This is a genomic window from Pseudomonas citronellolis (assembly GCF_001586155.1).
Lineage (GTDB): Bacteria > Pseudomonadota > Gammaproteobacteria > Pseudomonadales > Pseudomonadaceae > Pseudomonas > Pseudomonas citronellolis.
The window spans coordinates 659,804-681,487 of sequence record NZ_CP014158.1; the positions used below are offsets into that span (position 1 = coordinate 659,804).

Annotated in this window: 19 protein-coding genes; 10 read left to right on the forward strand and 9 right to left on the reverse strand. The window is 69.0% G+C overall.

All coding sequences use genetic code 11. The features are described from left to right. Positions 1–2: 2 nt before the first annotated feature. On the reverse strand, positions 3–2,198 hold the full coding sequence (gene yccS / locus PcP3B5_RS02970) for a YccS family putative transporter (RefSeq protein WP_061560537.1): 2,196 nt from the start codon (positions 2,196–2,198) through the stop codon (positions 3–5). Positions 2,199–2,580: 382 nt separating this feature from the next. Continuing rightward, entirely contained in the window at positions 2,581–3,957 is a 1,377-nt protein-coding gene (gene dbpA / locus PcP3B5_RS02975) for an ATP-dependent RNA helicase DbpA (RefSeq protein ID WP_061560538.1), read from the reverse strand. A gap of 335 nt (positions 3,958–4,292) precedes the next feature. On the opposite strand from dbpA, the gene PcP3B5_RS02980 reads away from it, so the two are divergent. Together PcP3B5_RS02980 and rloA3 are read left to right on the forward strand one after the other, a co-directional pair. Continuing rightward, positions 4,293–4,505 carry a cold-shock protein gene (locus tag PcP3B5_RS02980; RefSeq protein WP_009615451.1) on the forward strand — a complete coding sequence of 71 codons (213 nt, stop codon included), beginning with the start codon at positions 4,293–4,295 and terminating at the stop codon, positions 4,503–4,505. Between the two features lie 110 nt (positions 4,506–4,615). Then, positions 4,616–5,110, forward strand: coding sequence for a retropepsin-like aspartic peptidase RloA3 (gene rloA3 / locus PcP3B5_RS02985; RefSeq protein ID WP_061560539.1), 495 nt, complete (start codon positions 4,616–4,618; stop codon positions 5,108–5,110). Between the two features lies 1 nt (position 5,111). On the opposite strand, the gene mdtD is transcribed toward rloA3, so the two are convergent. Further along, positions 5,112–6,545 (reverse strand): multidrug transporter subunit MdtD, encoded by a 1,434-nt coding sequence (gene mdtD / locus PcP3B5_RS02990; protein ID WP_061560540.1) that lies wholly within the window; start codon positions 6,543–6,545, stop codon positions 5,112–5,114. A gap of 263 nt (positions 6,546–6,808) precedes the next feature. Between mdtD and PcP3B5_RS02995 the strand changes: the two genes are divergently transcribed. Both PcP3B5_RS02995 and PcP3B5_RS03000 read left to right on the forward strand, forming a co-directional pair. Next, positions 6,809–7,354, forward strand: coding sequence for a DUF2780 domain-containing protein (locus PcP3B5_RS02995; RefSeq protein WP_081884608.1), 546 nt, complete (start codon positions 6,809–6,811; stop codon positions 7,352–7,354). A gap of 269 nt (positions 7,355–7,623) precedes the next feature. After that, positions 7,624–8,166, forward strand: coding sequence for a DUF2780 domain-containing protein (locus PcP3B5_RS03000; protein ID WP_043269398.1), 543 nt, complete (start codon positions 7,624–7,626; stop codon positions 8,164–8,166). 1 nt (position 8,167) lies between these two features. On the opposite strand, the gene PcP3B5_RS03005 is transcribed toward PcP3B5_RS03000, so the two are convergent. Continuing rightward, positions 8,168–9,055 carry an acyltransferase gene (locus PcP3B5_RS03005; RefSeq protein ID WP_043269396.1) on the reverse strand — a complete coding sequence of 296 codons (888 nt, stop codon included), beginning with the start codon at positions 9,053–9,055 and terminating at the stop codon, positions 8,168–8,170. Positions 9,056–9,185: 130 nt separating this feature from the next. Between PcP3B5_RS03005 and PcP3B5_RS03010 the strand changes: the two genes are divergently transcribed. The 6 genes from PcP3B5_RS03010 (at position 9,186) to PcP3B5_RS03035 (ending at position 15,411) form a co-directional block, all read left to right on the forward strand. After that, positions 9,186–10,430, forward strand: a complete 1,245-nt coding sequence (locus tag PcP3B5_RS03010; RefSeq protein ID WP_043269394.1) for an HD-GYP domain-containing protein — start codon at positions 9,186–9,188, stop codon at positions 10,428–10,430. Positions 10,431–10,506: 76 nt separating this feature from the next. Beyond that, positions 10,507–11,046, forward strand: a complete 540-nt coding sequence (rloA2, locus tag PcP3B5_RS03015) for a retropepsin-like aspartic peptidase RloA2 (RefSeq protein ID WP_061560541.1) — start codon at positions 10,507–10,509, stop codon at positions 11,044–11,046. Positions 11,047–11,101: 55 nt separating this feature from the next. After that, a complete protein-coding gene (gene creB / locus PcP3B5_RS03020; protein WP_043269390.1) occupies positions 11,102–11,785 on the forward strand; it encodes a two-component system response regulator CreB in 684 nt (227 codons plus the stop codon). After that, positions 11,785–13,203, forward strand: coding sequence for a two-component system sensor histidine kinase CreC (gene creC / locus PcP3B5_RS03025; RefSeq protein WP_061560542.1), 1,419 nt, complete (start codon positions 11,785–11,787; stop codon positions 13,201–13,203). Before creB ends, creC begins: the two co-directional genes overlap by 1 nt. A gap of 517 nt (positions 13,204–13,720) precedes the next feature. Continuing rightward, complete coding sequence (gene creD / locus PcP3B5_RS03030; protein WP_043269386.1) at positions 13,721–15,097, forward strand: cell envelope integrity protein CreD; 1,377 nt, start codon at positions 13,721–13,723, stop codon at positions 15,095–15,097. 11 nt (positions 15,098–15,108) lie between these two features. Continuing rightward, on the forward strand, positions 15,109–15,411 hold the full coding sequence (locus PcP3B5_RS03035) for a hypothetical protein (protein ID WP_043269384.1): 303 nt from the start codon (positions 15,109–15,111) through the stop codon (positions 15,409–15,411). A 265-nt stretch (positions 15,412–15,676) separates the two neighbouring features. On the opposite strand, the gene PcP3B5_RS03040 is transcribed toward PcP3B5_RS03035, so the two are convergent. From PcP3B5_RS03040 to PcP3B5_RS03060, 5 genes are all read right to left on the reverse strand, one after another. Then, the gene (locus PcP3B5_RS03040) at positions 15,677–16,300 is read right to left on the reverse strand and encodes a glutathione S-transferase (RefSeq protein WP_061560543.1); all 624 of its coding nucleotides are present in this window, start codon (positions 16,298–16,300) and stop codon (positions 15,677–15,679) included. A 12-nt stretch (positions 16,301–16,312) separates the two neighbouring features. Further along, positions 16,313–17,269, reverse strand: coding sequence for a Vgb family protein (locus PcP3B5_RS03045; protein WP_061560544.1), 957 nt, complete (start codon positions 17,267–17,269; stop codon positions 16,313–16,315). Between the two features lie 114 nt (positions 17,270–17,383). Then, positions 17,384–19,792, reverse strand: a complete 2,409-nt coding sequence (locus PcP3B5_RS03050) for a TonB-dependent siderophore receptor (protein WP_061560545.1) — start codon at positions 19,790–19,792, stop codon at positions 17,384–17,386. A 304-nt stretch (positions 19,793–20,096) separates the two neighbouring features. Next, positions 20,097–21,056: a FecR family protein gene (locus PcP3B5_RS03055; protein ID WP_061560546.1), complete on the reverse strand. Its 960-nt coding sequence runs from the start codon at positions 21,054–21,056 to the stop codon at positions 20,097–20,099. Further along, a complete protein-coding gene (locus PcP3B5_RS03060; RefSeq protein WP_009615470.1) occupies positions 21,053–21,571 on the reverse strand; it encodes an RNA polymerase sigma factor in 519 nt (172 codons plus the stop codon). Before PcP3B5_RS03060 ends, PcP3B5_RS03055 begins: the two co-directional genes overlap by 4 nt. Positions 21,572–21,684 lie beyond the last annotated feature (113 nt).

The following is a 21,684-nucleotide window of genomic DNA, read 5'->3' on the forward strand; positions in this document are numbered from 1 at the left end:
GCTCAGGCGGCGGCTTCCTGCTCGGCGCCGATCTCCTTCTTCAGCAGGTGCGCAGCCAGGCTGCGCAGCGGCGCCAGCTCGCGGCAGATCAGCGCCAACTGGGTCTGCACCAGGCGCTGCGGGTCTTCCAGCTCCTCCGGCACCTGTTCCAGGCGCTTGGCCAGGTCTTCCTCGGTATCGCTGTGGATGGCCACCGGCTTGCGCTGGGCGAGGCTGGCGGCGATGTCGTCGAGGCTGGCGGTGAGCTGCTCGGCGGCTTCGCCGATCAGCGCGTTGGCCGGCGACTCCGGCAGGCGGTCGCGGTGCGCGCCCAGGGCCGAGAGGTAGCTGAGCAGGGTGTGCGAAAGCACCAGGAAGCGGAAGCCCAGCTCGGCGTCCTTGCGGAAGTGGCCGGGCTCCAGAAGCATGTTCGACAGCGTGGTGGAGAGCGTCGCGTCGGCGTTGTGGGCGTTGCGCCGGGCGGTGCGGTAGATGAGGTCGTCGCGCTTGCCGCTGGCGTACTGCTGCATGATCTCGCGCAGGTAGCGGGCGTTGCAGGCCAGGGTGCCGCCGACCAGGCTGTGCAGGCGCCGGCCCTGCCAGTCGGGAAGGATGAGGAACACCGCCAGGCCGGCGATGAAGGCACCCAGCAGGGTGTCGAACAGGCGCGGCAGGATCAGCCCGTAGCCGTTGCCCACCTGGTTGAAGCACAGCAGCACCAGCAGGGTGATGGCCGCGGTGGCCAGGGTGTAGCGGGTGCTGCGGGTGGCGAAGAAGGCCACCCCGGCGACCACCGCCAGCAGCGATTGCACCAGCGGGTTGGGGAACAGGTCGATCAGCGCCCAGCCGGCCACCAGGCCGACGAGGGTGCCGAGGATGCGCTGCACCAGGCGGATGCGCGTGGCGCCGTAGTTGGGCTGGCAGACGAACACCGTGGTCAGCAGGATCCAGTAGCCCTGGGTCGGGTGGATCAGGTGCAGCACGCCGTAGCCGGCGGTCAGCGTCAGGCCCAGGCGCAGGGCATGGCGGAACAGCAGCGAGGTGGGCGTGAGCTGCTGGCGGATGCGCTCGAAGGCATCGCGCAGCGAGCGTGGCGAGCGGTCCAGCAGGGCGCTGTCCTGTTCCTCGGCGAGGGCGTCGGGGTTGCTCGCGCCGCTGAGCTTGTGGTCCAGGGTGGCGAGGTTGGCGGCCAGGGCGCCGAGGGAGCGCAGCAGCGCGCGCCAGGCCGGGTTGCCCTGCTGGCGCAGGTATTCCAGCGAGGCCTGGAGGTCGGCCAGGGCCTGCTCGCTGTCGTTGTAGTCGAAGCGCTGGCGCAGGCGGATGGCCCGCGACAGCGCCTGGCAGGCCTTGCCCTGCTGGTTGAGCAGGCGCTGGCAGCGGAACAGCACGTCGCTGTGGAAGAAGGCCTCGGCCAGGCGGTTGTAGGGGTAGTGCGAGGAGCTGGCGCGCTCGTGGACGTCCTGGGCGATGAAGTACAGCTTCAGGTAGCGGCTCAGCTTGGGCCCCGGGCGGCCATGGCTGAGGCGGCTGAGAATGGTTTCCTTGGCCTGGTTGAGCGTTACCACCAGCCTGCCGTTCTGCCGCGCCAGGGCCAGGCGCCGGTCCTCGACGTCGAGCTGGCGCAGCGGTTCGAACAGCGTCGACTTGATCTTCAGGTACTCGCCCAACTCGAAGTAGGCGCGGGCCAGCACCTGCTGCACCGGCTGGTTGGCGAAGAGCGCGTTCCACAGCACCGAGAGCGCGCCGTACCAGGCGGCGCCGGCCACCAGCAGCAGCGGCTCCTGCCACAGGTCGCCGGGGGCGCCGCCGCGCTGGTCGACGCCGATCATGGTGTAGATGGACAGGATCAGCGTGGCCGAGGCGATGGCCGCATAGCGCTCGCCCAACGCGCCCAGCAGCGTCATGCCGAAGGCCGACAGGGCCAGGCCGGCAACGAACAGCCAGGGGTAGGGGAACAGCAGTTCCACCGCCAGCGCGGCGATGAGGAAGCACACCAAGGTCACCAGCAAAGCCTTCAGGCGGCCCAGCCAGTGGTCGTCGGTCTCGGCCAGGGCGCTGGCGATGATGCCGAGGAACAGCGGGATCACCAGCTCGGTGCGGCCCAGCAGCAGGCAGGCGGCCATGGCCCCGGCCAGGGCGATGAACACCCGCAGGCTGTAGGCGAACTTGTCCAGCGCCCACAGGCGCCGCAGGGTCTCGAACAAGGGGGAGGAAAGCATGCGCGTCGGGGACTTCCGAGGTGTCTCTGCGCTGAGACTAGCGGATCGCCTGGCGCGCGGCTATTGGTTGCGGGGGATGCTTTTCGTGGGAGCGAGCTTGCTTGCGAACGGAGTTTCCTGGTCATAACGGTGCATGAGGTCACCGCCGTCCCCTCTCCCCCAGCCCTCGGCTGCGCGCCCCGCCCTGAAGGGAGAGGGGGCTTGTCCGTGCCGAGAGGAGGAATGGTTTCAGCCGGTAGCCTCTGTGCTAGCCGGCTAACGCCGAGATACCCGAGCACTCCGAACGGTCCCCTCTCCCTTCAGGGAGAGGGTTAGGGAGAGGGCGCTCTTTGGGGTAGACACCGTTCGCGAGCAAGCTCGCTCCTACGAAGAGCCCCGCGCGTCAGAGGATGCGCACCTTGAACGAACGCCCCTTGATCCTGCCTTCCTGCAGGCGCTTGAGCGCCGCCTTGGCCTGGTCGCGCTGCACCGCCACGTAGGCCTGGAAGTCGAAGATGGCGATCTTGCCCACCGCGCTGCCGGGCAGGCCGGCGTCGCCGGTGAGGGCGCCGAGGATGTCGCCGGGGCGCAGCTTGTCCTTGCGCCCGCCGGCGATGTTCAGGGTGGTCATCGGCGGCAGCAGCGGCGCCGGGTTGGCGCGCAGGAAGTCGATGCGCTCCCAGTTCAGCGGCTTGCCCTGCAGGTCTTCGATGGCCTGGGCGCGGGAGGCTTCGGCCGGGGCCACCAGGGACAGCGCCAGGCCCTTCTCGCCGGCGCGGCCGCTGCGGCCGATGCGGTGCACGTGGACCTGGGCGTCGCGGCTCAGCTCGACGTTGATCACCGCCTCCAGGCCCTCGATGTCCAGCCCGCGGGCGGCCACGTCGGTGGCCACCAGCACGCTGCAGCTGCGGTTGGCAAACATCGCCAGCACCTGGTCGCGCTCGCGCTGCTCCAGGTCGCCGTGCAGGGCCAGGGCGGAAATCTTCTGCGCGTCCAGCGCCTGGGCCAGCTCCACGCACTGCTGGCGGGTGTGGCAGAAGGCTACGGCGGACTGCGGGCGGAAGTGCTGCAGCAGGCGCACCACGGCGTCCATGCGTTGGCGCGGCTCGATTTCGTAGAAGTGCTGTTCGATCTGGCTGTCGTCGTGCAGCGCTTCCACTTCCACGCGCTCGGGCTGGCGCAGGAACTTCGCCGCCAGTTGCTCGATGCCGGCCGGGTAGGTGGCCGAGAACAGCAGGCTCTGCCGGCGCGCCGGGAGCTGGCCGATGATGTCGGCGATGCTGTCGTAGAAGCCCATGTCGAGCATGCGGTCGGCCTCGTCCAGCACCAGGGTGTTCAGCCCGTCGAGCACCAGGGAGCCGCGGCGCAGGTGTTCCTGTACCCGCCCCGGGGTGCCGACCACCACGTGGGCGCCGTGCTCCAGCGAGCCGATCTGCGGGCCGAAGGGCACGCCGCCGCAGAGGGTCAGCACCTTGATGTTGTCGGCGGCGCGGGCCAGGCGGCGGATCTCCTTGGCCACCTGGTCGGCCAGCTCGCGGGTCGGGCACAGCACCAGCGCCTGGCAGCCGAAGTAGCACGGGTTCAGCGGGCTGAGCAGGCCGATGCCGAAGGCCGCGGTCTTGCCGCTGCCGGTCTTGGCCTGGGCGATCAGGTCGCGGCCCTTGAGGATGACCGGCAGGCTGGCGGCCTGGATCGGCGTCATCTCTTTGTAACCGAGGGCTTCGAGGTTGGCGAGCAGGTCGGCGGAGAGGGGCAGGCTGGAGAAGGCGGTGGAGGTCACGAAGAAAAAACCCGACAGGCGTGTGGGCGCGCAGTGTAGCAGGAGGGGCGCCGCAGGGCCCTGGAGAAACGGGTAAAACCCGCGAATCCACTGGCGTTGGTCAACACCCGTCCGAAACGGACGGACGGTCGTATAGTGTATGTTTATACAGATTCGCTTTCCGCAGGTTTTTGTCGTAGAGTGCCTCCACTGTGTTTGCATGGGTCGCCGTCGATCGTGACCTGATGCGGTCGGTTATTCCACCCCGTCCTGCTCGACTCCTTGTAACTCCTTGCAACTCAGTTCCTGCCACTCTTTTGTGGCTATTTCTACATCTACGTTCCAAGGAGAACACCATGTCGAATCGTCAGAACGGCACCGTCAAATGGTTCAACGAGACCAAAGGCTACGGCTTCATCACCCCTGAGAGCGGCCCGGACGTCTTCGTTCACTTCCGCGCCATCGAAGGCCACGGCTTCAAGACCCTGGCCGAAGGCCAGAAGGTCAGCTTCGAAGTCGTGCAAGGCCAGAAAGGCATGCAAGCCGAGCGCGTTCAGGTAATCAACTAAGATTCCCTGGCGTCGCCGAAAACCCCGGATGGAAACATCCGGGGTTTTTTGTTGCCTGATTGGCGTAGGCCATCTGTACTGCCATTGCCCCCGACTCCGGAGCCCGATCCATGAAACCGCGCCTCGCCGGCCTGTTGCTGGCCTTCATCTGCCCCACGCTGTTCGCCGCGCAGCCGGCCACCTGGGGTTGGGTCGAGCAGGCCAGGCTGATGCCGGAGAACGCCCTGCTCAAGGTGCGCCTGGACACCGGCGTGCAGACCTCGGTGATGGACGCGCGCAACCTGGTGAAGATCCGCAAGAACGAGCAGCGCTGGGTGCAGTACGACATCCTGGTCAAGGATGCGGCGACCGGCCAGGTGCAGCGCCTGCCCTTCGAGCGGCCCGTCGAGCGCACCCTCAAGGTTCGCGGCGCCAACGGCATCGAGCATCGCCCGGTGGTGAGCATGGACCTGTGCCTGGGCGACAAGGTCTACCGCGAGCAGTTCGCCCTGGCCGACCGCGAGGGCAGCGACTACCCGGTGCTGCTGGGCCGCCGCAGCCTGGAGCACCTGGGCGCCGTGGACGTGTCGAAGACGCTGACCACGCCGCCCACCTGCAAGCCCTGAGTCAGTGCCCGTCGTCGGGCTCCAGGCGTCGCGGCGCCTGGGCCGAGCGGCCGTCGTCGCGGGCCAGCTGGAAGAAGATCGCCGCCGCCGCCATCGACATCAGCCCGACGCTCAGGTAGGTGGCGTGGAAGGCGCCCAGTACGTCGCCGGCGTTGACCTCCACGTCGCTCTTGAAGCCGCCCAGCAGCGCCGCCGCGCAGGCCACGCCGAGGCCGATGGACAGCTGCATCACCACCGACAGCAGGCTGTTGCCGGCGCTGGCGTTGTCGTCGCGCAGGTCGATCAGCGTCAGGGTGTTCATCGCCGTGAACTGCAGCGAGTTGACCCCGCCCAGCAGGCCCAGGTGGATCAGCAGCCAGAGGTAGGGCGTGTCCTGGTCGATCAGGCCCAGGCCGGCGATCAGCGAGCCCAGCAGCAGGGTGTTGCCCACCAGCAGGCGGCGGTAGCCGAACAGGTCGAGGATGCCCTTGGCCAGCGGCTTGACCACCATGGCCATGGCCGCCAGGGGGATCATGGTCATGCCCGCCTTGGCCGGCGCGAAGCCCAGGCCCACCTGCAGCAGCAGCGGCGTGAGGAAGGGCAGGGCGCCGCTGCCCAGGCGGGCGAACAGGTTGCCCAGCACGCCGACGGCGAAGGTGCGCGTCTTGAACAGGCTGGGCGGGAACAGCGGCGCCTCGACGTTGAGGGCGCGCAGCCAGTAGGCGGCCAGCAGCACCAGGCCGCCGATCAGCAGCATCACCACTCGCACGTGGGGCATGTGCAGCTCGCCCAGGCCCTCCAGGGCGATGGTGATCAGCACCATGGCGCCGCCGAAGAGCAGGAAGCCGGGGCTGTCGAAGCGGCTGCGCGCGGCGCCGCGCAGGTCGGGCATGAGACGGATGGCGAAGACGATGCCGAGCAGGCCCACCGGGATGTTGATGAGGAAGATCCAGTGCCAACTGGCGTATTCCACCAGCCAGCCGCCGAGGGTCGGGCCGGTCAGTGGGCCGAGCAGGCCGGGGATGGTGACGAAGCTGAGCACCCGCACCAGGTCGCTGCGCGGGTACACGCGCAGGATCACCAGGCGCCCCACCGGCATCATCAGCGCGCCGCCCAGGCCCTGCACCACGCGGGCGATGACCAGCACCCCGAGGCTCGGCGAGAGCGCGCAGAACAGCGAGCCGAGGCTGAACAGGAAGATCGCGAAGATGAACACCCGGCGCGTGCCGAAGCGGTCGGCGATCCAGCCGGAGGCGGGGATCAGCAGCGCCACCGTGAGCAGGTACGAGATGACCACCGCCTGCATGCGCAGCGGGTCCTCGTTCAGCGAACGGGCCATGCTCGGCAGCGCTGTGTTGAGGATGGTGCCGTCCAGCGCCTGCATGAAGAAGGCGACGGCCACCAGCCAGGGAAGGATGCGGGCGATGCGCGGGGTGAGGATGAAGGGCTCGCTCATGATGGGTCCTTGTTCGGCTCCCGCAAGCATAGGCGGGGAGGGCGGTGCTGCGCGAGGGGCGCGCCAGAGCCGTTGCGCTGGCGCGGCGGTGCGCCTGTGCTGGACCTGAAGGGGCTTTCGAGGGGATCGGCAGGCATTCGCCGCGACCCGGGCGCAGGCGCCGCAAGTTCGCGCCGAGGTGGCGGAACAATGGCACCCGCCGCCAGTCCAATCTGCGTCCCGCACACCTTCGGCGCGGGACGCCACTGCATCAGGAGATGTCGATGACCGTCAGATTCCGTGTCACCTGCGCCGCCGCGGCGCTGCTCGCCGCCAGTTCCGCCTTCGCCTTCAACCTGGGGGACGCCGCCAAGGCGGTGTCCGGCGTGGCCGAGGGCGGCAACCCGGCCCAGGTGGCCTCCACCCCGCAGACCAGCGGCCTGCTCGGCGCCCTCACCGGGCAGCTGGGCGTCAGCGACGAGCAAGCCATCGGCGGCACCGGCGCGCTGCTCGGCCTGGCCAAGAACAAACTCAGCGGCACCGACTACACCCAGTTGGTGAAGGCCGTGCCGGGCCTGGACAAGCTCAGCGGCGCCAACGCCCTGGGCGGCCTCGGCGGCAGCCTGGGCAACCTCGGCGGCACCGGCGCCAAGGGCCTGCTGGGCAACGTAGACAGCATGGGCGACGTGAACAGCGCCTTCAGCACCCTGGGCATGGACCAGGGCATGACCGGCAAGTTCGCCAGCGTGCTGCTGGATTACTTCGGCAAGCAGGGCGTGAGCAGCAACCTGCTGGGCAGCCTGGGTAGCCTGTGGGGCGTGGGCGGCTGACGCTGGGTATATCCCTGTAGGAGCGCGCCCTGCGCGCGAATCGCGGGCAGGGCCCGCTCCTACAGTCCACCGAGAGGCATGGCGTTCCATTGTAGGAGCGGACCTTGTCCGCGATTCCGACGGCGAGGCCGGCGCCTGCTGGGTATCGCTTCGCTCAACGCCATCCTACGGTTAAACCTGACGGAGCGTTCGGAACGAAGGGCATGGCCATCAGTCGAATCCGTTGACCGCCCATGCCGAGGCGGGACCTGCCTGCCGCGGAGCCTCCGATGATCGCCCGAGCCCTTCCCATCCTCGCCGCCTGCGCCTGGCTGGTGGCCTTCCCGGCCGCCGCCGAGACCTTCGAGGAAATCCCCAGCGCCGAGTCCGGTGCCGCAGCCACGGCCGCCAACGGCCTGGTGGAGACCCTCGGCCAGCGCCTGAACATCAGCGACGAACAGGCCATCGGTGGCGCCGGCGCCTTGATCGGCCTGGCCATGAACCGCCTCGACGACAGCCAAGGCACGCAGTTGCAGAAGAGCCTGCCGGGGCTGGACCAGCTGTCCTCGGGCAACCTCGGCGGCGGCATCGGCGCTCTGCTGGGCGGCGCCGGGCAGTTGCTCGGCGGCATCCAGAACCTGCAGGACGTCGACCAGGTGTTCAATGTGCTGGGCATGAGCGAAGGCATGGTCGACCGGTTCGCCGGCGTGATGCTCGACTACCTGGTCAAGCAGGGCCTGAACAGCCAGTTGCTGGGCACCCTAGGCAAGCTCTGGGAAAGCGCCCCGCTACCTTCCACGCCAGCCACCACGGTGGCCGGCAAGGCGATCTAGCTCAGAACTCGGCGCGCAGCGCGTCGATGCGCGCGTCCTTCTCTTCCCACAGGCGCGACACCCAGGCCTGCACGTACTGGCGGAATTCCGCGTCGTTCTCGTAGTCGCCCTGCCATAGCGCGGGGTCGATGCCGTGGGTGCGGATGTCGACGATCACCCGCGGCACCCTGCCGCTGAGCAGGTCCCAGAAGCCCGGCTTGGGGCCCTTGGGGTAGACCACGGTGACGTCGAGCATGGCGTCCAGCTGCTCGCCCAGGGCGGCCAGCACGAAGGCCACGCCGCCGGCCTTGGGCTTGAGCAGGTTCTGGTAGGGCGACTGCTGCTGGGCCTGCTTGGCCGGGGTGAAGCGGGTGCCTTCCAGGTAGTTCACCACCGTCACCGGCATGCCCTTGAACTTCTCGCAGGCGGCCCGGGTGATCTCCAGGTCCTTGCCCTTGAGCTGCGGGTTCTTCTCCAGGAAGGCCTTGGAGTAGCGCTTCATGAAGGGGTAGTCCAGGGCCCAGAAGGCCAGGCCGAGGAAGGGCACCCAGATCAGCTCCTTCTTCAGGAAGAACTTGAAGTAGGGCGTCTTGCGGTTGAAGGCCTGGACCAGGGCCGGGATGTCGACCCAGGACTGGTGGTTGCTCACCACCAGGTAGGAAGTGTCGCGGCGCAGCTGGTCGCCGCCGCGGATGTCCCAGACGGTGGGCGTCATCAGGGCGAAGATGGCCTTGTCGATCTCCGCCCAGGTCTCGGCGATCCACATCACCCCGTTGGAGCAGGCGTCCTTCAGCGCCTTGCCCGGCAGCACCAGCTTGAGCAGGGCGATCAGCAGCATCGGGCCGATCAGGATCAGGGTGTTGAGCAGCAACAGGAGGCTGGTGACGATTCCGGTCAGCGTGGCCCACATGGCGGTGCGATTCCTTGTTCCGGTTGGCGCGGCCATGATACGCAGGCGGCGCGGCCAGCCCAAGCCACCCCCTCCCGCGACGTGCGCCGGCGCACTATGCTCAGAAGAACCGACCCGATGATTGCCTGCCATGCCTGACTCCTTCTATGTGCGCCTGCCGGTCAAGGACGTGACCCTCGGTATGTACGTCCACGAGCTGTGCGGCTCCTGGATGGAGCACCCGTTCTGGCGCCGGCGCTTTTTGCTGGAAGACCCCGAGGACCTCAAGCGCCTGCGCGAGAGCGGCGTGCACGAAGTGCTGATCGACCCGGCCAAGGGCCTCGCGCCCCGCCCAGCGCTGGCCCCCGGCGAGTCCGCCGCACCGCCGCCGGCCTCGCCCGAGGAGGCGCCGGAGAAGCCCTGGCGCGCCATGGAAGACGAACTGCGCACTGCGCACCGGTTGTGCGTACAGTCCAAGCGCGCGGTCATGGCGATGTTCCAGGACGCGCGCATGGGCAAGGCGGTGAACGGCGAGCACGCCCAGGAGCTGGTGGAGGAAATCGCCGCCTCGGTGCAGCGCCATCCCAATGCGCTGATCAGCCTGGTGCGGCTGAAGAACGCCGACGAATACACCTACCTGCACTCGGTGGCGGTGTGCGCGCTGATGATCGCCCTGGCGCGCCAGCTCGGCCTGGACGAGGCGCTGGTGCGCGAGGCGGGCGCGGCCGGGCTGCTGCACGACATCGGCAAGATGCACGTGCCCATGGAACTGCTGAACAAGCCGGGGCGCCTGGACGAGCAGGAGTTCGCCCGGGTCCGCGAGCACCCGCAGCGCGGCCTGGACATCCTCCTCCAGGGCCGCCAGGTCGGCGCCCTGGTGCTGGACGTGTGCTTGCACCACCACGAGAAGCTCGACGGCAGCGGCTACCCGCACCGCCTGGCCGGCGAGCAGATCAGCCTGTTCGCGCGCATGGGCGCGGTCTGCGACATCTACGACGCCATCACCTCCGACCGCCCCTACAAGGCCGGCTGGGACCCCGCCGAGTCGATCCGGCGCATGGGCCAGTGGTGCGGCACGCACCTGGACGAGCAGGTGTTCCGCGCCTTCGTCAAATGCCTGGGCATCTACCCGGTGGGCTCGCTGGTGCGCCTGGAGAGCGAGCGCCTGGCGGTGGTGCTGGAGCAGCATCCCGAGGCGTTGCTCACCCCGGTGCTCAAGGTGTTCTATTCGATCCGCACGCGCGCGGCGATTCCCCAGCAGGTGCTCGACCTGGCCAAGCTCAAGGGCCGCGAGCGCATCGTCGGCCGCGAGTCGCCGGCGCAGTGGGGCTTCCGCAACCTGGAAACGCTGTGGAGCGGCCTGGACCGCCGCCGCGGCTCGCTGTTCGACGCCTGACAGCGGCCGCTGGCGAACCCCGGGCCGGCATGGTAGTCCTATGCGCCATGCATCCCGAACTGCCCTGGAGATTCCCGTGAAACCCGTTCTCGCCCTGCTTTCGCTGCTCGTCCTGCCCGGCCTGGCCCTCGCCGCCGAGCCCAAGCTCTACGGGCGCTACGAATGGGTCGGCCTGCCCGAGCTGGATCAGACGCTGCAGGCCAAGATGGACACCGGCGCCTACACCTCGTCGCTGTCGGCCAAGGACATCCAGCTGTTCCAGCGCGACGGCGACCAGTGGGTGCGCTTCCGCCTGGCCACCAAGGACGGCGGCGACTCGCAGTACGAGCACAAGCTGGCGCGCATCTCCAAGATCAAGAACCGCGCCGACGGCCGCGAGGAAGACGACGAGGAGGAGAACCCGGTGGCCCTCAGCGAGCGCCCGGTGATCCTGCTGCCGGTGTGCCTGGGCGGCGACCAGCAGGTGATCGAGGTCAACCTGGTCGACCGCAGCCACTTCAACTACCCCTTCCTGATGGGCGCCAAGGGCTTGCGCAAGTTCCACGTGGCGGTGGACGCAAGCGAGCGCTTCGCCGCCGGCAAGCCCAACTGCTCGGGCAGCCGCGAAGCCGATTGACGGGGCGCGGGCCTTGCGGCTTGATGGAAGGCCCGCCAGACCACGCACGGAAGCCATGCCGCACATTCTCATCGTCGAAGACGAAGCCGCCATCGCCGACACCCTGCTCTATGCCCTGCAGGCCGAAGGCTTCGCCACCACCTGGCTGAGCCTGGCCGGCGAGGCCCTGCAGCGCCTGCGCGAGGAGGCCTTCGACCTGGTCGTCCTCGACGTCGGCCTGCCCGACATCAGCGGCTTCGAGGCCTGCCGCCAGCTGCGCCGCTTCTCCGAGGTGCCGGTGATCTTCCTCACCGCCCGCGATGCCGAGATCGACCGCGTGGTGGGCCTGGAGATCGGCGCCGACGACTACGTGGTCAAGCCCTTCAGCCCGCGCGAACTGGCTGCGCGGGTCAAGGCCATCCTGCGTCGCGGGCCGCCCCGCGCCAGCACCGAGGCGGCCCCGGCCGGGCCCTTCCGGGTGGACGAGGAGCGCTGCCTGATCCACTACCGCGGCCAGGCGCTGAGCCTCACCCTCCACGAATTCCGCCTGCTCCAGGCGCTGCTGGCGCGCCCGGGCCGGGTGTTCAGCCGCGAGCTGCTGCTGCAGGCCCTGGGCGTGGCGGCCCAGGCCGGCTACGAGCGCAACATCGACAGCCACATCAAGAGCCTGCGCGCCAAGCTGCGCCAGGTGGCCGCGGACGCCGAGCCGATCCAGACGCACCGCGGCCTGGGCTACAGCTACGCGGCGGAGCAGGCCTGATGCCGCTGGGCGTGCGGATCTTCCTGGCGTACTTCCTGTTCGTCGGGCTGACCGGCTACTTCGTGCTGAGCACGGTGATGGAGGAGATCCGCCCCGGGGTGCGCCAGTCCACCGAGGAAACCCTGGTGGACACCGCCAACCTGCTGGCCGAGATCCTGCGCGAGGACCTGAAGAACGGCACCCTCGCCCGGAGCAGCCTGCCCGAGTCGCTCAAGGCCTACGGCGCGCGCAGCCCGCAGGCGGACATCTGGGGCGTGCGCAAGAACGCGGTGAACCACCGCATCTACGTCACCGACGCCCGCGGCATCGTCCTGCTGGATTCGGCGGGCGAGGCGGTGGGCCAGGACTACTCGCGCTGGAACGACGTCTACCTGACCTTGCAGGGCAAGTACGGCGCGCGCTCCAGCCGCGAATCGGCGGACGACCCGGACTCCTCGGTGATGTACGTGGCGGCGCCGATCAAGGATGGCGAGAAGATCATCGGCGTGGTCTCCGTCTCCAAGCCCAACCGCACCCTGCAGCCCTACATCGAGCGTTCGCAACGGCGCCTGGCCTGGCTCGGCGGCGGCCTGATCGTGCTCGGCCTGCTGGTTGGCGGGCTGCTCTCCTGGTGGCTGAGCGGCGCCCTGCGCAAGCTTACCCGCTACGCCCAGGCGGTCAGCGAGGGCCGCCGCGCCGAACTGCCGCGCTACCGCGGTGGTGAAATGGCGCAACTGGCCGAGGCGGTGGAGCGCATGCGCGTGCAGTTGGAGGGCAAGGCCTACGTCGAGCGCTACGTGCATACCCTGACCCACGAGCTGAAGAGCCCGCTGGCGGCCATCCGCGGCGCCGCCGAACTGTTGGAAGGCGAGATGCCGGCGGAGCAGCGCAGGCGCTTCGTCGACAACATTGCCGGCGAGAGCCAGCGTTTGCAGCAACTGGTGGAACGCCTGCTGAACCTGGCCCAGGTGGAGCAGCGCCAGGGGCTGGAGGACAGCGAACCGGTGTCGCTGCGTGAGCTGGTGGCGGAGCTGTTGCAGGCCAACCTGGCGCGGCTGGAAGGTTTGCGGGTGGAGAACGCGGTGCCGGCGGAGGCGGTGGTGACGGGGGAGCGTTTCCTGCTGCGCCAGGCGCTGGGCAACCTGCTGGACAATGCGCTGGATTTCACGCCGGCTGGTGGGGTGATTCGCTTCGGTGCGCTGCGCGAGGATGGGCACTGGCGGCTGGGGGTGTTCAACGAGGGGCCGGTGATTCCGGGCTATGCGCTGGAGCGGCTGACGGAGCGGTTCTACTCCTTGCCGCGGCCGGGGACGGGGCGCAAGAGCACGGGGCTGGGGTTGAACTTCGTTGCCGAGGTGGCGGGGTTGCATGGTGGAAGGTTGGGCGTGGGGAATGTCGAGGGTGGGGTGGAGGCTTGGTTGGAGTTGCCGGGGGGCTGACAAGGGAAGAGCCTGAGAGCCCCTCTCCCCAGCCCTCTCCCTGAAGGGAGAGGGGGCTTGTCCGTGCCGAGAGGAGGAATGGTTCAGCCGGAAACCTTCGGTGTTGCCGGCTAACTCCAAAATACCCAACCACGCCGAACGGTCCCCTCTCCCTTCAGGGAGAGGGTTAGGGAGAGGGAAAGGCGCCCACCCACCACACCGAAGCAAGCCCCCGCAAACTCCTCATCCCCAGCCCTCTCCCTGAGGGGAAAGGGGGTTGTCCGTGCCGAGAGCAGAAATGGTTTCAGCCGGAGACCGTCGGTGTTGCCGACTAACTCCAAAATACCTAACCACGCCGAACGGTCCCCTCTCTCTTCAGGGCGGGGCGCGCAGCCGAGGTTAGGGAGAGGGAAAGGCGCCACCCACCACACCAAGCCAGCCCCCACACAATCCCCACAAATTCCCCATCCCCCCACCACGAAGCCCCCACAGTACCGACCCAGACTCTCCACCACCCCAATCCCCCCGGAGAGTCCCCATGAACCGACCCCTGCTCCTCAAGCTCGGCGCCATCGCCGTGCTCATGCTCCTGCTGCTGGTCCCCCTGCTGATGATCGACGGCCTGGTTGGCGAGCGGCAGGCCTACCGCGACGGCGTGCTGCAGGACATCGCCCGCAGTTCCGCCTACGCCCAGCGCCTGCGCGGGCCGCTGCTGGTGGTGCCCTACGTGCGCCAGGTGCTGGAGTGGGAGCGCGACGAGCGCAGCGGCACCCGCGTGCAGGTGCAGCGGGAGAAGCGCGGGCGCCTGTACTTCCTGCCGGAAACCTTCCTGGTCGACGGCCAGATGACCACCGAACTGCGCCACCGCGGCATCTACGAGGCGCGCCTGTTCCACCTGGAAAGCCGCGTCAGCGGCAGCTTCGTGGTGCCGGCGCACTACGGCGTGGGTGACGAACTGGCCAGCTACCGCTTCGAGCAGCCGTTCCTGGCGGTGGGCATCAGCGACGTGCGCGGCATCCAGAACGCCCTCAAGCTGAGCCTCGACGGCCGCACCCTGGACTTCGCCCCCGGCAGCCGCTCGCAGCGCCTGGGCGAGGGCGTGCACGCGGCGCTGCCGCTGGAGGCCAGCGCCGCCGAACAGCGCTTCGACTACGCCTTCGAGCTGGCCCTGCTGGGCAGCTCGCGGCTGGACATCACCCCGGTGGGCCGCGACAGCCAGGTCAGCCTCAAGGCCGACTGGCCGCACCCCAGCTTCGGCGGCGAGTTCCTGCCGGTGGAACGCAGCATCGGCGCCGACGGCTTCAGCGCGCGCTGGCGCACCAGCTTCTTCGCCAGCAGCATGGAAGAGGCGCTGCAGAACTGCTTCGCCGGCAAGGGTTGCGACACCTTCGACTCGCGCAGCTTCGGCGTCAGCCTGGTGGACCCGGTGGACCAGTACCTCAAGGCCGACCGCGCGCTGAAGTACGCGCTGCTGTTCATCGGCCTGACCTTCTCCGGCTTCTTCCTCTTCGAGGTGCTCAAGGGCCTGGCCTTGCACCCGGTGCAGTACGCCCTGGTCGGCCTGGCCCTGGCGCTGTTCTACCTGCTGCTGCTGTCGCTGGCCGAGCACGTCGGCTTCGAGCGCGCCTACCTGGCGTCCTCCGGCGCCTGCGTGGCGCTGATCGGCTTCTACCTGTGCACGGTGCTGCGCAGCGTGGTGCGCGGCTGTGCCTTCGGCGCCGGACTGGCGCTGCTCTACGCCATGCTCTACGGCCTGCTGCGGGCCGAGGACTACGCGCTGCTGATGGGCTCGCTGCTGCTGTTCGCGCTGCTCGCCGGGGTGATGGCGCTGACCCGCCGGCTGGACTGGTACGGCGTCGGCCGGCGTGCGGACGAGCCGAGCTTCTCCCTGGACGAAGTGAGCCACGAAGGCTGAAGGAGGCCGCCATGCACCTGCTGACGCGTTTCTCCCTGTGCCTGGCCGGCGGCCTGCTGCTGAGCGTGATGGCCCTGCCGCTGCTGATGTTCGTCGGCCACTTCGAGCTGATCGCCTGGCTCGCCGCCAGCGGCAAGCCGCTGGCCTGGCTGGCCCTGCACCTGCCGCCGGCGGATTTCTGGGATGGCCTCACCGGCGCCCGGGACGCGGCGAACAACCCCCACGTGCGTTCCTTCCTGGAACTGTGCGCGGGCTTCGCCCAGCTCGGCCTGCTGCTGGCGCTGCCGCTGTACTACTGGGGCGCGCGGCGATGAGCGCCTGGCGCGGGTTGCGCGAGGAGCGCCAGGCCGGCCGGCGCTTGGCGCGGCAGATCGCGGTGCTGGTGCTGCGGGTGCGCGGGGAAGGGTTCGCGAGCAAGGCTGGACCCGCTCTTCGTAGGATGGGTTGAGCTTGCGAAACCCATGCGGTCTGGTGATGGGTATCGCTTCGCTCAACGCCATCCTACGAGGGGCTGCCGTAGGCTTTTCGTAGGGCGAATAACGCGCCAGCGTTATCCGCCGTCGACGCCGCGCTGCTCCGTCAGACCGGCTGCGTGGCCTGCAGCGATGGGCGTTTGGCGGCCTCGGCGTACCAGGCCGCGAGCTTCGGGTACTGCTCGCGCCAGGCCCAGTCGGGGCGGCGGAAGTCGAGGTAGCCCAGGGCGCAGGCCAGGCCGATGGCGACTATGTCGAAGCGCTCGTTCAGCGCTGCGAAGGCCTCGCCCTCGAAGTGCGCCAGGGCGCGTTCGATCTTCTGCTGCTGGCCTTGCAGCCAGCCGTCCCAGCGCTTCTCCTCGGGGCGCACGAAGGTTTCGTAGCGGCTGATCACGGCGGCGTCCATGATGGCGTCGGCCAGCGCGGCGAGGGTCAGGCGCTGCCAGCGCTGCGGGCCTTCGCGGGGGATCAGCGGTGCGCTGGCGTGCTGCTGGTCGAGGTATTCGACTATCACCCGGCTGTCGTACAGGGCCTGGCCGTCGGCCAGGCGCAGGCAGGGGATCTTGCCCGCCGGGTTGCAGGCGTTGACACCGTTGTCCGGGCTCACCGGGCTGAGGTTGGCGGCCTGCAGGCGCACCTTGTCGAGCTGGCCGGTCTCGTGCAGCAGCACCATGACCTTGCGCACGAAGGGCGAGGCGGGGGCGTGGAACAGGGTGAGGGTGGGGCTCATGGAATCTCCTGGTTACTCGCGGATGACCAGCAGGCGGTCGCTGCCGGCGTCGGCGCCCCAGACCTCGCCGGGGCGGCCGCTGAGCTGGCTGACGCGGGCCTCGGCCTGGTCGCTGGGGTAGGCGGTGAATTTCTCGCTCTGCGGGTCGAAGCGCAGCACGGCGTCGCCGCCCAGGTCGCTGAGCCACACGCGGTCCATGGCATCGACGTAGAGCGCGCCGGGCTGCGGATGGTCGCCCGGCAGGCGCCAGCTCTTCCACTTGCCGTCGCTGGGGTCGAAGCGCCCGAGCCGTCCGCTGCCGGCCTCGCTCACCCACAGCCGGCCGATGGAGTCGGCGCCCAGTTGCTGCGGCCGGCCGCCCTGTTCGGGCAGCGGGAAGCGGGTGACGGCCTGGCCGAGGGGGTCGATGCGGTTGATGCTGTCGTCGTCGGCGGAGACGTACCAGACCTGGCCGTCGGGCGTTACCGCCAGGCCCTGGGCGCCCTTGCCGCCGGGCGTGGCCCAGACTTCGAGCTTGCGCGTGGCGGGGTCGATGCGGCCGTAGAAGCCCTTCGCGCCGGTGAACCAGATGTCGTGGTCGTCATCGAACACCAGGCTGTCCAGGCCCGCGTCGGCGGCTTCCTTGGGCAGCGGCACGACTTCGCTGCCGAGGCGGTCCGGGTCGACGCGGACCAGGGCGTTGAGGCCGCTGTCGGCGATCCAGGCTTCGCCATCCGGGCCGGCCAGCACGGCGCGCGGCGCCGAGCCCTTGCCCAGGCTGACCTGCTCGTCCTGCCCGCTTTGCGGGTCGAAGCGGCCCAGCGAGCCGTTGCCCTCGGCGACGTACCACAGCCGGCCATCGTCGAGCATGGCCACGGCCTGGGGCGCGGCGCCCTTGGTCAGGGGGTAGTACTGCGGGTCGGCGGCGTGGGCGGCGCAGCTCAGCAGCAGGCCGAGCAGGGTGGGCAGGAGTCGCGGGCTTTGCGGCATTGGGGTGCTCCCGGGCGTGGCCGTTGGAAGGCGCACTGTAGCGCGCCACGCGCCGGGAGGCGAACGGCGCGCGGGGAACGCGCCGTGTGGGATGGCCGCCGTGGCGGCCGGAGGTCAGAACTTGTAGTCGAGGCTGGCGACCACGTTGCGACGGTCGCCGTAGTAGCAGTAGAAGCCGTCGCAGGTGGAGATGTATTCCTTGTCGAAGACGTTGTTCGCGTTCACCGCCACGCTCAGCCCTTTCAGGCTGTTGTCCAGGCGGCCGAGGTCATAGCGCACCGCGGCGTCGTACAGGGTGTAGGAACCGGTATGGCCGTCCGACTTGTCGCGCACGTAGGCCATGCTGCCGATGGCGATGTTGTCGGTCTCGCCCACGTAGCGGGTGCCGAAGCCGATGCCGAAGCCGTCGAGCAGGCCTTCGTGCCAGGTGTAGTCGGCCCACAGCGAGGCCTGGTTCTCCGGCGTCAGCGGCAGCGGACGGTTCTTGTCCAGCGGGTCGGCGACCTTGGTCATCTTGCTGTTGGAGTAGGTGTAGGCGGCGGTCACCTTGAGGTTGTCGGTGACGTTGCCGACGGCTTCCAGTTCGAGGCCGCGCACCTGCGCCTCGCCCACCGGGTTGCTGCGGCCCAGGGAGTCGGAGAGCACGATGTTCTGCCGCTTCAGGTCGTAGACGGCGGCGCTGAGCAGCAGGTCGCGGCCGGGCGGTTGGTACTTGATGCCCAGTTCGTACTGCTTGCCGGTGCTCGGTTCGAAGGCCATGCCGTTGTTGCCGCCGGCCTCGGTCTGGAACGACTCGGCGTAGGAGATGTAGGGCGCCAGGCCATTGTCGAACACGTAGCTGAGCGCCGCGTTGCCGCTGAACTGGCTGTCGCGGCGGGTGTCGGTGGCGCCGCCGGCGTTGTAGAACTTCGAGCCGGTGTGGGCCCAGTCATGGCGGCCGCCGAGGGTCAGGCGCCAGTTGTCCAGGGACATCTGGTCCTGGGCGTAGAGGCCGGTGTCGCGCATCTTCTGGTTGTAGTCGTTGTACGCGGTGTAGCTGACGTTGCTGAAATCCTGGCCGTAGATCGGCTGCTTGATGTTGCTGCTCGGCGCGCTGCCGTACAGCCACTGGTAGTTGGTGTTGGCGCGCTGGTGGTCGAGGCCCAGCAGCAGGGTGTGCTTGACCGGGCCGGTGGCGAAGTCGGCCTGGAAGTTGTTGTCGATGGCGAACTGGCTGATGTCTTCGTTGACCACGTTGGCGCCGCGCGCCACGGTGCCGTCGTCGCTCACCGCGGTGGCCCAGCCGCCGGCGGTGATGCCCTGGAACGACAGGTCGCTCTTGGTGTAGCGCAGGTTCTGGCGGAATTGCCAGACGTCGTTGAAGCGGTGCTCGAAGGCGTAACCCAGGGCGTAGTACGTTTTGTCGTAGAACTCCCAGTCCGGGTCGCCCAGGTTCTCGTGGTACTTCACCTTGCCGGCCGGGGTCGACAGCTTTGTGCCCTGCAGCGGCAGGAACTGGCTGGTGATGCCGGTATCGTCGCGGTTGAACTGCGAGAGGAAGGTCAGGCGGGTGTCTTCGTCGAAGTTCCAGGTCACGCTGGGCGCGATGTTGTAGCGCTTGCTGTCGACGTGCTCGACCTGGGTGTTGCTGTCGCGCACCACGCCGCTGACGCGGTAGAGCATCTTGCCCTGGTCGTCGATCTTGCCGGTGCTGTCGAAGGAAATCTGCTTGTGCTCGTAGCTGCCGACCTGCAGCTGCACTTCATGGCTGCTTTCTTCCTGCGGGCGACGGCTGACCATGTCCAGCAGGCCGCCGGGCGGGGTCTGGCCGTACAGCGAGGAGGCCGGGCCGCGCAGCAGGGCGACGCGCTCCAGGTCCCAGGTTTCCAGCTTGGGCATGGTGTAGGAGCCCTTGGGCAGGGGCAGGCCGTCGAGGAACTGGGTGGGCTCGAAGCCGCGCACCTTCAGCCATTCGGCGCGGGTGTCGCTGCCGTAGCTGCTGGCGATCACGCCGGGCATGTAGCGCACGGCGTCGTCGAGGTTCTGCACGTTGCGGTCCTGCATCTGCTCGCGGGTGGCCACGGAGATCGACTTGGGCGTTTCGAGGATCGAGCTGTCGGTCTTGGTGCCGGCGCGGGTGCGGGTGGCGAGGTAGCCCACGGCCGGGCCGTCCGGGTCTTCCTGCACGGCGCTCACGGTGGTGGCGCCCATGGCCAGGGTGTCCTTGGGCAGCGGGCGCACGCTGTAGCTGCCGGATGCGTTCTCCACCAGCTCCAGGCCGGTGCCTTCCAGCGCCTGGCGCAGCGCGCCGACGCCGTCGAAGCGGCCCTGCACGGCATGGGCGCTGCGGCCGTTGGCCAGGGCCGGGTCGATGCTCAGGCTGATGCCGGCTTGCGCGGCGATGCGGTTGAGGGTGCTGGCCAGCGGGGCGGCGGGCATCTGGTAGTCGCGCATGGCATCGGCTGCGACGCAAGCCAGCGGGCTGGCGAGAAGGATGGCGGCGGCCAGCAGGTGCGGGCGGAAGGCCATGGTGGGGGACGGCATCGGGGATTCACTCCTGGGTGTGAATATGTCTCGTTCGCCTCATTGCCGGACGACAATCGGAAAGTGATAGGGCTGTGCGGAAAAAATTTCGCGGGGCCTGTTTCCGGACCGCCCGGCCGCGCGTAGGGGCGGATTCCATCCGCGATCCGGCTACCAGGCCGGCGCCATGCCTTGTAGCGGCATGGCAGGAGAAACACGAACGTAGGATGGGTGGAGCGAAGCGATACCCATCGCCATGGCCGCATGGGTTTCGCCAAGGCTCAACCCATCCTACGAAGAGCGTTTCGCGCGGCCGGCAAGGGGCTCAGCCCCGCGGTACCACCTTCGTCCACCAACCGCCGTGCCGCTCGATGCGCACCGGCAGGCTCGGCGGCAGCGAGTCCAGGGCCAGGTCGGTGTCGCGCAGGGAGAAGCTGCCGCTGATGCGCAGGTCGGCCAGCGCCGGGTCCAGGCCCAGGTAGCCGCTGCGGTACTGGCCGAGTTTCTCCAGCAGGTCGGCCAGCCGCATGTTGTCGGCCACCAGCATGCCGTGGGTCCAGGCGTCGGCGGTGGCGCTGTTGGCCTCCAGCGGGCCCAGGCCGTCGGCGCGCAGCAGCACGTGGCGGCCCTGGGGGACGACGGTTTCGTCGCGGCCCCGCTCGGGCCTGGCCGCCACCGCCGACTGCAGCACGCTGAGCAGGGTGCCGTCGGCCTGGCGTTCCACCAGGAAGCGGGTGCCCAGGGCGCGCAGGCGGCCATCGCGGGTTTCGACGATGAACGGGCGGCTGTCGCCGTGGGCGGTCTGCACCATGATTTCTCCGCTGAGCAGGACGATGCGCCGCTCGTTGGCGTCGAAACGGATGTCCAGGGCGGTGCGGCTGTCCAGTTGCACCAGGGTGTCGTCGGGCAGGCGCAGTTCGCGCAGCTCGCCGGTGCCGGTGACCACGTCGGCCAGGGCGTAGCGCAGCGGCAGGTAGCGGTTGCCCACGCCCAGCGCCAGCACCCCGGCCAGCAGCAGCGACAAACCGGTGCCGGCCAGTCGGCGCAGCTTGCGCCGCGATTCGCCCGGCGCGCGCAACAAGGCGCTGCGCGCCGCGGGGCCGGCGGCCGCGCTCAGGTTGCGGTCGAGCATGCCCAACTGGCGCCAGGCGCGGGCGTGTTCGCTGTGGGCGGCGTGCCAGTGGGCGAAGGCGGCTTCGTCTTCGGCATGGGCCTCGCCCGAACCCAGGCGCAACTGCCAGGCGATGGCCTCGTCGAGGATGCGGACGGAGACCGGGCCCTTCATGTCGGCTCGCCGTACAGGGCGATGTAGCACTGGCGCAGGCCCTGGGCGATGTACTGGCGCACCCGCGGCACCGATACGCCCAGGCGCTCGGCGATCTCGGCGTGGCCCAGGCCGTCCAGGCGGTTGAGCAGGAAGGCGCTGCGCGCGCGGCTGGACAGCTTGCCCAGCAGGCGGTCGATCTCGCGCAGGTCGGCGAGGATGAGGAACTGGGTTTCCACCGAGGGCTGCTCGGCCTCGGGCAGTTGCAGCAGCTCGTCGAGGTAGGCCTGCTCCAGCGCCTGGCGGCGCCAGTGGTCGACCAGCAGGCCCTTGGCCACGGTCACCAGGAAGGCCCGCGGCTCGCGCAGGCTGGGCAGTTCGCGGCGGCCGAGGATGCGCACGAAGGTGTCCTGGCCGAGGTCCTCGGCGCGCTGCGGGCAGCCGACGCTGCGATTGAGCCAGGCGAGCAGCCAGTCGCGGTGGTCGCGGTAGAGCGCGCCTACGAATTCGCCATTGCCAGTCTGGACTGCCGACACCTTTGCTCCCCCACCCCGATTCGGAATGAACGACAAAACGATAACTATTCGCAAATGATCGCAAAGTGCAACCAGCCTGCGCAATCGGCGCCTGTCGGTTTTCGGGAAAAAGG

Coding starts and splice junctions, on each gene's coding strand:
- yccS (WP_061560537.1), bottom strand. CDS start 2,198: ATGCTTTCCTCCCCCTTGTTCGAGACCCTGCGGCGCCTGTGGGCGCTG.
- PcP3B5_RS02980 (WP_009615451.1), top strand. CDS start 4,293: ATGTCGAATCGTCAGAACGGCACCGTCAAATGGTTCAACGAGACCAAA.
- rloA3 (WP_061560539.1), top strand. CDS start 4,616: ATGAAACCGCGCCTCGCCGGCCTGTTGCTGGCCTTCATCTGCCCCACG.
- mdtD (WP_061560540.1), bottom strand. CDS start 6,545: ATGAGCGAGCCCTTCATCCTCACCCCGCGCATCGCCCGCATCCTTCCC.
- PcP3B5_RS02995 (WP_081884608.1), top strand. CDS start 6,809: ATGACCGTCAGATTCCGTGTCACCTGCGCCGCCGCGGCGCTGCTCGCC.
- PcP3B5_RS03000 (WP_043269398.1), top strand. CDS start 7,624: ATGATCGCCCGAGCCCTTCCCATCCTCGCCGCCTGCGCCTGGCTGGTG.
- PcP3B5_RS03005 (WP_043269396.1), bottom strand. CDS start 9,055: ATGTGGGCCACGCTGACCGGAATCGTCACCAGCCTCCTGTTGCTGCTC.
- PcP3B5_RS03010 (WP_043269394.1), top strand. CDS start 9,186: ATGCCTGACTCCTTCTATGTGCGCCTGCCGGTCAAGGACGTGACCCTC.
- creB (WP_043269390.1), top strand. CDS start 11,102: ATGCCGCACATTCTCATCGTCGAAGACGAAGCCGCCATCGCCGACACC.
- creC (WP_061560542.1), top strand. CDS start 11,785: ATGCCGCTGGGCGTGCGGATCTTCCTGGCGTACTTCCTGTTCGTCGGG.
- creD (WP_043269386.1), top strand. CDS start 13,721: ATGAACCGACCCCTGCTCCTCAAGCTCGGCGCCATCGCCGTGCTCATG.
- PcP3B5_RS03035 (WP_043269384.1), top strand. CDS start 15,109: ATGCACCTGCTGACGCGTTTCTCCCTGTGCCTGGCCGGCGGCCTGCTG.
- PcP3B5_RS03040 (WP_061560543.1), bottom strand. CDS start 16,300: ATGAGCCCCACCCTCACCCTGTTCCACGCCCCCGCCTCGCCCTTCGTG.
- PcP3B5_RS03045 (WP_061560544.1), bottom strand. CDS start 17,269: ATGCCGCAAAGCCCGCGACTCCTGCCCACCCTGCTCGGCCTGCTGCTG.
- PcP3B5_RS03050 (WP_061560545.1), bottom strand. CDS start 19,792: ATGCCGTCCCCCACCATGGCCTTCCGCCCGCACCTGCTGGCCGCCGCC.
- PcP3B5_RS03055 (WP_061560546.1), bottom strand. CDS start 21,056: ATGAAGGGCCCGGTCTCCGTCCGCATCCTCGACGAGGCCATCGCCTGG.